The 2,314-nt window shown below is 62.6% G+C and carries 3 protein-coding genes; all 3 read right to left on the bottom strand.

All coding sequences use genetic code 11. The annotated features are described in order from the left end of the window. Nucleotides 1-472, bottom strand: a 472-nt coding sequence (rsmD, locus tag DBR24_RS10390; protein ID WP_371921260.1) for a 16S rRNA (guanine(966)-N(2))-methyltransferase RsmD, incomplete at its 3' end; no start/stop codon positions are given. Next, nucleotides 472-1,959, bottom strand: coding sequence for a pitrilysin family protein (locus tag DBR24_RS10385; RefSeq protein ID WP_128614683.1), 1,488 nt, complete (start codon nt 1,957-1,959; stop codon nt 472-474). The genes DBR24_RS10385 and rsmD, both read right to left, overlap by 1 nt. Next, on the bottom strand, nt 1,952-2,314 hold a 363-nt coding region (locus tag DBR24_RS10380), incomplete at its 5' end, for a pitrilysin family protein (protein ID WP_146189013.1). The genes DBR24_RS10380 and DBR24_RS10385, both read right to left, overlap by 8 nt.

The raw sequence follows: 2,314 nt of genomic DNA, 5'->3' as shown, positions 1-2,314 counted from the left end.
CCAGCCACTCGCGCTCTTCCAGCAATGTGCAAACGGCCGGCAACAGGTTCTGGTTGAACGGCGGATCGAGGAACACCAGGTCGAACGGCGTGGCGACCTGGGTTTCCAGGTAGCGCAAGGCGTCGGCGGTCTGCACCTGGCCGTTGGTGCAGCGCAGGGTGCCGAGGTGTTCTTTCAGGCTGGACACCGCGACATGGCTGGCGTCCAGTGCCTGGCCCATGGCCGCGCCACGGGACAGTGCTTCGAGAAACAGTGCGCCGCTGCCGGCGAACGGATCCAGCACCTTGGCCCCGGCCACATACGGCGCGAGCCAGTTGAACAGGGTTTCACGCACGCGATCCGGCGTCGGGCGCAGGCCCGGCGCGTCGGGGAAGCTCAGTTTTCGGCTGCGCCATTCGCCGCCGATGATGCGCAGTTGGTTCACGCCGTTGTGCACGTTTTGCGCAGGTTTTTTCGGTGTACGAGTTGCCATTAATGCTCCGGAACCCCGAGCGGTTGCTCGGCAGGTTTATCAGATGGGGCCGGTAACGGCTTTTGCGGCACGGTCGGGCCAGCGCTGACGATGACCATTTTGTCCGTGCTCAGGTGTTTGTTCAGGGCGTCGCGCACCTGTTCCACAGTCAGGCTCTGGGACTGTTTCATGAAGTCGTCCAGATAACTCAACGGCAGATTATAGAAGCCCATGGCGCCGAGTTGGCCGACGATGTCGGCGTTGCTCGCGGTGGACAGCGGGAAGCTGCCGGCCAGTTCGCGTTTGGCGTCGTCGAGTTCTTTCTGCGTCGGGCCGGTTTTCAGGTAATCGGCGAGTACGTCCTGCACCAGTTTCAGGGTGCCTTCGCTCATTTCCGCGCGGGTCTGCAGGTTGATCATGAACGGGCCACGGGCCTGCATCGGGCTGAACGCCGAATACACGCCGTAAGTCAGGCCGCGTTTCTCGCGCACTTCGCTCATCAGGCGCGTGCCGAAACCACCGCCACCGAGGATCTGGTTGCCCATCGACAGTGCCGCGTAATCCGGGTCATCGCGGTCGATGCCCAGTTGCGCGAGCATCAGGTTGGTCTGCTTGGACGGGAACTCGATGTGGCCGGTGCTGGCCTTCGGTTCTTGCGGCGGCGCGATCTTCACCAGGGCCGGGCCTTTCGGCAGGGCAGAGGACACTTGATTGGCGATGGCCTCGGCTTCGGCGCGGGACAGATCACCGACCAGCGCGATCACTACATTGCCGGCCGCGTAGGCTTTGGCGTGGAACTCACGCAGTTGCGCCAGGGTGATCTTCGGTATGCTTTGCGCGTTGCCGTCACTCGAGTGCGCGTACGGGTGGTCGCCGTACAGGCGCTTCATCAGTTCGAGGGTGGCAAGTTTGCCGGGGTTCTGTTTCTGGTATTCGAAACCGGCGAGCAACTGGTTCTTGATCCGCGCAAACGAGTCTGCCGGGAAGGTCGGCTTGCCGACCACGTCGGCGAACAGCTTGAGTGCCGGTTCACGCTTATCGGCGGCGCTCAGGCTACGCAGCGAAGCCAGCGCCATGTCCTTGAAGGCACCGTTGCCGAAATCCGCTCCCAGACCTTCAAAGCCCTGGGCAATTGCACCGACGTCTTTGCCGGCGACACCCTCATTGAGCATCGCGTTGGTCAGCACCGCCAGCCCCGGCACGTTGCCGTCCTGACTGCTGCCGGCAGCAAAGATCAGGCGCATGTCGAACATCGGCAGCTCATGGGCCTCGACGAACAGCACCTTGGCGCCTTCGGCGGTGTTCCAGGTCTGTACGTCGAGTTTGCGGCTGGCCGGGGCCTTGCCGTCGAGTTCGGTCAGCGATTGCAGTTTCTGGCTCGACTTGGCGTTGTCCAGTGCTTCGCTGGCATGGGTCCCAGTGTCGGGTACCAGATAAAACGCGGCGGAGCCGATGACTGCCACGGCGATCAGGCCAAGCAGCAGGCGTGGGGATTTGCGCTTACTCATGAGTCGTCTCCAGTGGCAGGACGTGGGCGACGCTGAGACGTTCGCGGGTGAAATACAGCTTGGCGGCGTTCTGGATGTCTTGCGGGGTCACGCTTTCCAGATCGGCCAGTTCGGTGTCCATCAGTTTCCACGACAGACCGACCGTTTCAAGCTGACCGATGGCGGTGGCCTGGCTGGTGATCGAATCACGTTCGAAGACTAGGCCGGCAATGACCTGCGCACGCACGCGCTCCAGTTCTTCGGCGGACGGCGCGGTGGTCTTCAACTGTTCCAGCAGTTTCCACAGACCGGCCTCGGCTTGCGCCATGGTCTTTTTCTTCTGGGTGTTCGGCGTCGCCGACAGGGTGAACAGGCT

Source organism: Pseudomonas sp. HMWF006, from assembly GCF_003061205.1.
GTDB classification, from domain to species: domain Bacteria; phylum Pseudomonadota; class Gammaproteobacteria; order Pseudomonadales; family Pseudomonadaceae; genus Aquipseudomonas; species Aquipseudomonas monsensis.
This window is presented reverse-complemented; position numbering and strand designations above follow the sequence as displayed.

Bases quoted from the DNA above. Each gene is read 5' to 3' on its own strand.
- DBR24_RS10385 (WP_128614683.1), bottom strand. From the start codon at position 1,959: ATGAGTAAGCGCAAATCCCCACGCCTGCTGCTTGGCCTGATCGCCGTG.